Origin of the sequence: Massilia sp. YIM B02443, assembly GCF_030411955.1 — a bacterium.
GTDB lineage: Bacteria > Pseudomonadota > Gammaproteobacteria > Burkholderiales > Burkholderiaceae_D > Telluria.
The window spans coordinates 1-6887 of the sequence record NZ_JASNRA010000050.1 but is presented as its reverse complement, the minus strand read 5'-3'; the positions used below and the strand labels follow the sequence as shown (position 1 = coordinate 6887).

The following is a 6887-nucleotide window of genomic DNA, read 5'->3' as shown; positions in this document are numbered from 1 at the left end:
CGACTCCCACCGCGCCTTGGTTTTCGGCTGGCGGCAGGTGCGAGTCCGGAGCATCGACGGTGATACTGACGTACCAGCGATCCGCTGACCGTGATACCGCCGCGGAGACGATACGGCCTGCAAAGCGCAGCGCTTCGCGCATGCGTATCCATCCCAGCTTCGGAATGCGGATGCGGCTACCGTCAACGCGGAACTGGTCATTGGTCAGCGTAAAACGATCATCGCGCCCCTTGCGCCGGAATGTCGGGTAGCGGGCGCGTCCTGCAAAGAAATTCTGGAACGCGCGGCCCAGCTGCATGATGGCCATCTGCGGCGCGTTCTTGCTCACTGCCAGCATCCAGGGGAACTGCTCGCGCTTGATGGCATTGAGTTGACGCCGCAATGCCGCCTCGTTCGGCCTGGGCAGCGCGGGCATGGTTTTGCATGCCTCGTACTGGCGTTGCCACTCGGCCAATGCCCAGTTGTAGGCGAAGCGCGCCGTGCCGGCTGCGCGCGCAAGGCTGGTGGCCTGCACGTTGTTCGGGTCAAGCGCGATGCGATGGGCTAGAAGCATTGCTTCCTTGGCGGATCAGGGTGAATACCCGAAAGGAGCGCTGCGGCAGCGTAGCGGCGCTGGCCTCGCTCTGTTCTCGTCGGCGCGAGCCGCCCTGCCGCTTCCCAGCGACGCAACGTGCTGGTCGAGACGCAGAATGCCTTGGCAGCAGCGCCAATGGGAACAAGTTTGCTCATATGCATATGACTGCATATGTTCGAATGAGTTCCTCGCTAACTGTTTAACCCCGTTGTCTTGAGCGTCGCGTGGCCGCGACGCGCCCGAATGATTTCGACGTTATTTCACGTCCAGCAGTTCCACGTCGAAGATGAGATCGGAATCCGGCGGGATGAAGCCGCCGCCCGCGCCGCGCTTGCCGTAGGCCAGCGCGCTGGGGATGATCAGGGTGCGCTTGCCGCCCACCTTCATGCCGGCCACGCCCTGCTCCCAGCCCTTGATGACGCGCCCGGCGCCCAGCTGGAACTCGATCGGCGTGCGGCCGGCATCGAGCGAGGAATCGAACTTGCGGCCGCGCTGCTTGGGCGCCAGCGGCTTGTGGAACCAGCCGGTGTAGTTGACCTTGACCTTGTTGCCGGGCGCCGCTTCCGCGCCCTTGCCCACCACGCGGTCGATGATCTCGACCTGCGGGGCCGGGACTTCCGGCGCCGGCGGGGTGGCGGGCGTGGCCGGCTGCTGTTCCGGCGCGACCGTCGGCGCCACCGCGGGCGGCGCGGCAGGCGGCGTGGCCTGCTGCTGCGCTTCCGGCGGCGGCTGGGTCGGCGGCTTGCTCGGGTCCTGCGCCTCTTCCTGCTGCGCCTGGACGCCCGCTGCCGCCAGCAGCAGGGCGATGAATGCGAATCGACGAATCATGTGGCCTCTTCCATCAAAAGACCGCAACCGACATCGATTACGGCTGGACCTATGATAGCAAGGCCGCTTCGGCTTGCCCAGCTTGCGCCGCCGGGGCCGGCTCATTGGCCGCCTCGGCAGCGGCGTCGGCCATGGCGGCCTCGGCCAGCTTGCGCAGCACCTGGCCGGCGGCCACCATGCCGAAGGTGGCGGTGACCACCATGCTCGAGCCGAAGCCGGCGCAGTTCAGGCCGGTGATGCTGTTGGGGTCGATCGCGCAGGCGTCGCCGCTGTCCGGATACTGCAACGGCTCCATCGAGAACACGGCGTCGATGTGGTATTTCTGCTTTTCGCCGCGGGCGAAGCCGTACTGCGCGCGCAGGATCTTGCGCACTTTCTTGAGCAGCGGTTCCTGCTCGGTGCGCGCCAGGTCGCGCAGCTCGACCTTGGTCGGATCCGTCTGGCCGCCGGCGCCGCCCACCACCACCAGCGGCATGCGGTTGGCGTGGCACCAGGCGATCAAGGCCGCCTTCGGCTTGACGCTGTCGATGGCGTCGACCACGTAGTCGAAACCTTTATCGGCCACCAGCGTCGTGATGTTGTCGGGGTCGATGAAATCCTCGACCAGGCTTACCTGGCAGAACGGGTTGATGCCGGCGATGCGTTGCTTGAGAGCTTCGATCTTGGCCATGCCGACGGTCGCGCTCAGCGCCTGGATCTGGCGGTTGATGTTCGATTCGGCCACATTGTCGAGGTCGATCAGGGTGAGGCGGCCGACCGCGCTGCGCGCCAGCGCCTCGACGGTCCACGAGCCGACGCCGCCGACGCCGATCACGCAAACGTGCGCCCCGCGGAAACGTTCCAGCGCACGCTCGCCGTACAGGCGTGCAATACCGCCGAAGCGGCGCGCGAAGTCGACTTCGTGTTCCAGTGCTTCTGTAAAGTCAGAGGTGTTGATCGTGTTCATCCCAGCATTGTAGCGGACCGTTCTTGCGCAACTGCACTAAAATAGTTCTTAGTCAATCAAATAGTTGAGTCCACACTTCTCGTGTGTCACTAAAACGCCAATCACGCCAAATGAGCTCACTCCTGCCCGACACCGCCCCCGATTTCAGCCAGCCGATCGCCGTGCTCAAGCACTGCCACGGCCGCATCCGCAAGCAGCTCGCCACCCTCGAAAAGCTGCTGGCCCACCTGCCCGAGCACGGCGCCGACGAGCAGGCGCGCCAGGCCGCCAGCGCGGTGCTGCGCTACTTCGACAAGGCGGCCCACCTGCACCACGACGACGAGGAACAGGACCTGATCCCGATGCTGCGCGCCGTGGCCCAAGGCGACGACGCCGCCACCCTGCAGGCGCTGGCGCCGACCATCCTGCAGGACCACAAGGACATGGACGCCATGTGGCAAGACCTGCACGAGCAGCTGACCGCGATCGCCGAAGGCGCCGGCACGGCGCTCAACCCCGCCACGGTGGCGCGCTTCGTGGCAAGCTACACGGCGCACATGGAACGCGAGGAAAGCACGATGGCGCCGATGGCGGTGCGCCTGTTCTCGGCAGAGCAGATGGCGCGCCTGGGCCAGTCGATGCAGCTGCGCCGCGGACTGGTCGATGCGAGTGCGCCGGTGTCGCCGAAGCTGGGCCAGGCGGTGGCCGACCTGCGCAAGGACTACGGCCAGGCCACGCTCGACGAAGCCGACGTGCTGGCCGACCCGATCGAGCAGTTCACGGCCTGGTTCGAGCAGGCCCTGAAGGCCGAGGTCAACGAACCGAACGCGATGACGCTGGCCACCGTGGCGGCGAACGGCCGTCCCAGCTCGCGCATCGTGCTGGTCAAGCAGTTCGACCCGCGCGGTTTCACCTGGTACACGAATTACGACAGCAAGAAGGCCCAGGATTTGAGCGACAACAGCTACGCCGCATTGCTCTTCTTCTGGAGCGAACTTGAGCGTCAGGTGCGCATCGAAGGACGTGTGGAGCGCACCGCGCCTGAAGAAAGCGACCGTTATTTCCGTAGCCGCCCGCTCAAGAGCCGGCTGTCGGCCATTGCTTCGGCGCAGAGCGCTCCCATCGCCAGCCGCGCCCAGCTCGAAGCCAATTACGAGGCGGTGGCGCAGGCGGCCGGCGAGGATCCGGCGCGCCCGGATAACTGGGGCGGCTTCCGCCTGGTGCCGGAGCGCATCGAATTCTGGCAGGGACGGCGTTCGCGCTTCCACGACCGCATCGTGTACCAGCGGCAGGAAGACGGCAGCTGGACCCGCCAGCGCCTGCAACCCTAGGCCGGCAGCCGCACGCCGGCCTTCTCGCAACGGGAGGCCCGACGTGTTGGACCAGATCAAGCTGCCGGTATCGACCGGCGGCGCGCTCGAGCAGCTGACGCTGCCGCTGCGCATCGAGCTGTGGAACGGCGAGCACACCGACCTCTCGCCCGACCCGCCGCGCGTCACCATCCGCCTGCCCGGCCCGGCGGCGCTGCGCTACCTGCACTCCCCTTCCCTGTACAGCCTGGGCCGCGCCTACGTCGAGGGCGCGATCGACGTCATCGGACGCGCGGCCGACATCATCGACGTCGGCAATGCATTGGCGGCGTGGGGCGCCGCGAACGCCGACCGGCCGGGCGGGCCGCTGAAGGGCCTGCGCGAGCTCTTGCGCCGCCGCTTGCGCCGCCCGCAGCATCCGACAACGCCGCACACGCGCGAGCGCGACCGCGAGGCGATCCGCTACCACTACGACGTCTCGAACGCCTTCTACGCCGCCTGGCTCGATCCCGGCATGGTGTATTCCTGCGCCTATTTCGAGCGCGGCGACGAAGACCTGGCCACGGCGCAGACGCGCAAGATCGACCACATCCTGAAGAAGATCGACCTGCGTCCCGGCCAGACCCTGCTCGACGTCGGCTGCGGCTGGGGCGCGCTGGTGCTGCGCGCGGCGGGCCGCTTCGGGGCGCGCTGCGTCGGCGTCACCCTGTCCGAGAACCAGGCCCGGCTCGCGCGCGAGCGGGTCGAGCGCGCCGGGTTGCAAGACCGGGTCGAGATCCGGCTGCAGGATTACCGCGACGTGGGCGGCCAGTTCGAGCGCATCACCAGCGTCGGCATGTTCGAGCACGTCGGGGTGCGCCACCTGAAGGAATATTTTGCGAGATTAAATAGCCTGCTGGCGCCGGGCGGCGTCGTCATGAACCACGGCATCACCAGCACCGACCCGCACGGCGGCGCCACGCCGTATGGCGGGGGCCAGTTCATCGACGAATACGTGTTTCCCTACGGCGAGCTGGCGCACCTGGGGACGGTGATCAAGGCGATGCAGGAGGGCGGACTCGAAGTGCGCGACGTGGAAAACCTGCGCCGCCACTACGCGCGCACCTGCGCGATCTGGACCGAGAATTTCGAGCGCAACGCCGACCTGCTGCGCACCCTGACCGACCGGCGGCGCTTCCGCATCTGGCAGGTCTACCTGGCCGGCTGCGCGTATGCCTTCGCCCACGACCGCATCAGCCTGTACCAGATCGTGTGCGGCAAGGCGGGCGGCGACCCGGCGCAGTTGCCGTGGTCGCGTTTGTACATGTATGCGTAGGGTGGACGGGTCCCCCGTCCACCCTACGCCTTCAACCGCTCGCTGAACGTCTTGCGGAACTTGGCCACCTTCGGCGCCACCACGAACGCGCAATAACCCTGCAGCGGATGCTGGGCGAAATAGTTCTGGTGATAGTCCTCGGCCTTGTACCAGGTTTCCTGCGGCAGGATCTGGGTCACGATCGGCGCGTCCCACACCAGGCGCATCTCGTCCATCACCTTGCGCGCGGTGGCTTCCTGCTCGGGCGAGGTGGTGAAGATCGCCGACCGGTACTGCGGCCCGACGTCGTTGCCCTGGCGGTCCTGGGTGGTCGGATCGTGGATGGTGAAGAAGATCTCGAGGATGTCGCGGTAGCTGATCACCGATGGATCGAATTCCAGCCGCACCACTTCGACGTGGCCGGTGGTGCCGCTGCACACCTGTTCGTAGCTTGGATTGTCGACGTGGCCGCCCATATAGCCCGATTCCACGCGCGTGACGCCGCGCGCCTCCAGGTAAACCGCTTCCACGCACCAGAAGCATCCGCCCCCCAGGATGGCGACTTCGCTTGTTTGCTCACTCATGAGATTCACCTTGGTATTAGTCTGTTTGGATAGGTCTTAATGTAGCGCAAAGCGACTGTTCATGCATCGCAGATGCCAAACCGGCAGTCAGCAAGCCCCTGGCGCCACGCCATCCCCGCCCGCAGCGGCACCAATCCGCTTGTCAATGGCATAATGAGCGCCAACATTCAGGACACCGATGAATACACGCTCTCCCCGCGCCACGACGCGCGGCTTCGATTCGACGCATTTCCGCCACGCGCTGTCGCAATTCGCGACCGGCGTGACCGTCATTACCACGCGCCTGGCCGACGGCAGCTTCCGCGGCCTGACCGCCAGTTCGTTCAACTCGGTCTCGCTCGACCCGCCGCTGGTGCTGTGGAGCCTGGGCGCCGGCGCCAACAGCATGCCGGTGTTCAGCGGCAATTCGCACTACGTGATCAACGTGCTGTCGGCCGGCCAGGAAGAGCTCGCCATGCGCTTCGCGCGCCGCAGCGAGAACCCGTTCGCCGACGTCGAGTTCGAACTGTCGCGCACCGGCCTGCCGATCCTGAAAGGCGTCTCGGCCTGGTTCGAATGCCACAACCGCAGCCGCTATCCCGAAGGCGACCATGTCATCTTCGTGGGCGAAGTCGAGCAGTGCCAGGTCCATCCGCAACCCGCCCTGATCTTCCACGGCGGCAAATTCGCCAGCACGCCCGAGCGCTGACAGCGCGTGCCGGGCGCGACAGGTCAAAAGTGAAAATGCCTGTCGCAGTTTCAAAAGATGCAGGGAGTTCCGGTTTCTATAATGGTGCAGCCGCCGTGTCGGCGTGCGCCAAAAACAGAGACAGGATTCCCGATGAGCCTTCCAGATTCGCCCCGCAAGCCTTCCCGCGCCCAATTCCACTGGGACGATCCGCTGCTGCTGAACAGCCAGCTGACTGACGACGAGCGCATGGTGCGCGACGCCGCTGCCGCCTACTGCCAGGACAAGCTGCAGCCGCGCATCCTGGAAGCCTTCCGCCACGAGGCGATGGACACCTCGATCTTCCGCGAGATGGGCGAACTGGGCCTCTTGGGCCCGACCATCCCCGAGCAGTACGGCGGCCCGGCCCTGAACTACGTCGCCTACGGCCTGATCGCGCGCGAAGTCGAGCGCGTCGACTCGGGCTACCGCTCGATGATGAGCGTGCAGTCGTCGCTGGTCATGGTGCCGATCTTTGAATTCGGCAACGAAGAAACGAAGCAAAAATACCTGCCCAAGCTGGCCAGCGGCGAATGGATCGGCTGCTTCGGCCTGACCGAACCGAACCACGGCTCCGACCCGGCCTCGATGGTAACGCGCGCGCGCAAGGTCGACGGCGGCTATGCGCTCACCGGCTCGAAAATGTGGATCACCAACTCGCCAGTG

General features: G+C 66.1%; 9 protein-coding genes. 4 read left to right on the top strand and 5 right to left on the bottom strand.

Annotation, left to right across the window (positions count from 1 at the left end):
* From QPK27_RS24895 to tcdA, 4 genes are all read right to left on the bottom strand, one after another.
* The coding region (locus QPK27_RS24895) for a transposase (protein WP_290420843.1) at positions 1–553 on the bottom strand (553 nt) is incomplete at its 3' end.
* Complete coding sequence (locus QPK27_RS25575; protein WP_374047120.1) at positions 544–729, bottom strand: MerR family DNA-binding transcriptional regulator; 186 nt, start codon at positions 727–729, stop codon at positions 544–546. The genes QPK27_RS24895 and QPK27_RS25575, both read right to left, overlap by 10 nt.
* Positions 730–829: 100 nt before the next feature.
* A complete protein-coding gene (locus QPK27_RS24890; RefSeq protein ID WP_290420842.1) occupies positions 830–1402 on the bottom strand; it encodes an FKBP-type peptidyl-prolyl cis-trans isomerase in 573 nt (190 codons plus the stop codon).
* 49 nt (positions 1403–1451) lie between these two features.
* Positions 1452–2348 (bottom strand): tRNA cyclic N6-threonylcarbamoyladenosine(37) synthase TcdA, encoded by an 897-nt coding sequence (gene tcdA / locus QPK27_RS24885; protein ID WP_290420841.1) that lies wholly within the window; start codon positions 2346–2348, stop codon positions 1452–1454.
* Positions 2349–2458: 110 nt separating this feature from the next.
* Here tcdA and pdxH point away from each other — a divergent pair, with 110 nt between their 5' ends.
* Complete coding sequence (gene pdxH, locus QPK27_RS24880; RefSeq protein ID WP_290420840.1) at positions 2459–3658, top strand: pyridoxamine 5'-phosphate oxidase; 1200 nt, start codon at positions 2459–2461, stop codon at positions 3656–3658.
* 43 nt (positions 3659–3701) lie between these two features.
* A complete protein-coding gene (locus tag QPK27_RS24875) occupies positions 3702–4952 on the top strand; it encodes a cyclopropane-fatty-acyl-phospholipid synthase family protein (protein ID WP_290420839.1) in 1251 nt (416 codons plus the stop codon).
* Between the two features lie 23 nt (positions 4953–4975).
* Here the strand turns inward: QPK27_RS24875 and msrA are convergent, their stop codons facing one another.
* Positions 4976–5515, bottom strand: coding sequence for a peptide-methionine (S)-S-oxide reductase MsrA (msrA, locus tag QPK27_RS24870; protein ID WP_290420838.1), 540 nt, complete (start codon positions 5513–5515; stop codon positions 4976–4978).
* A 178-nt stretch (positions 5516–5693) separates the two neighbouring features.
* On the opposite strand from msrA, the gene QPK27_RS24865 reads away from it, so the two are divergent.
* Together QPK27_RS24865 and QPK27_RS24860 are read left to right on the top strand one after the other, a co-directional pair.
* Entirely contained in the window at positions 5694–6203 is a 510-nt protein-coding gene (locus QPK27_RS24865) for a flavin reductase family protein (protein ID WP_290420837.1), read from the top strand.
* Between the two features lie 132 nt (positions 6204–6335).
* Positions 6336–6887 (top strand): acyl-CoA dehydrogenase family protein (locus tag QPK27_RS24860; RefSeq protein WP_290420836.1); only part of this gene is annotated, 552 nt, incomplete at its 3' end.

Coding starts and splice junctions, on each gene's coding strand:
- QPK27_RS25575 (WP_374047120.1), bottom strand. CDS start 729: ATGAGCAAACTTGTTCCCATTGGCGCTGCTGCCAAGGCATTCTGCGTC.
- QPK27_RS24890 (WP_290420842.1), bottom strand. CDS start 1,402: ATGATTCGTCGATTCGCATTCATCGCCCTGCTGCTGGCGGCAGCGGGC.
- tcdA (WP_290420841.1), bottom strand. CDS start 2,348: ATGAACACGATCAACACCTCTGACTTTACAGAAGCACTGGAACACGAA.
- pdxH (WP_290420840.1), top strand. CDS start 2,459: ATGAGCTCACTCCTGCCCGACACCGCCCCCGATTTCAGCCAGCCGATC.
- msrA (WP_290420838.1), bottom strand. CDS start 5,515: ATGAGTGAGCAAACAAGCGAAGTCGCCATCCTGGGGGGCGGATGCTTC.
- QPK27_RS24865 (WP_290420837.1), top strand. CDS start 5,694: ATGAATACACGCTCTCCCCGCGCCACGACGCGCGGCTTCGATTCGACG.